We start from the raw sequence: 207 nt of genomic DNA, 5'->3' as shown, positions 1-207 counted from the left end.
CTAAAAAGGCCATTGCAAAGAAATTTGGCATTGCTGATTTCCTATTTCGAATTATGGTGGGCATTTATGAATTATATGGGCGTAAAGGTTTAATGAATCCCCCCAAAATATCTGGTACTTTTCGAATTAAGCTTGTAAAGTGGAAGCAATTAAATAATGCATCAATCGCAGAGACTTGCATTCATTTCGCTTTAATGTCGCCTGAAT

The 207-nt window shown here is 35.7% G+C and carries 1 pseudogene; it reads left to right on the top strand.

The window, feature by feature from the left end:
* Window positions 1–207: pseudogene (locus CES81_RS13710) on the top strand (IS3 family transposase); the annotation flags it as partial.

The sequence above is a fragment of the Secundilactobacillus pentosiphilus genome (assembly GCF_002217985.1).
GTDB classification, from domain to species: domain Bacteria; phylum Bacillota; class Bacilli; order Lactobacillales; family Lactobacillaceae; genus Secundilactobacillus; species Secundilactobacillus pentosiphilus.
The sequence above is the reverse complement of the archived record's forward strand: the minus strand, read 5'-3'. Positions and strand labels throughout refer to the sequence as shown.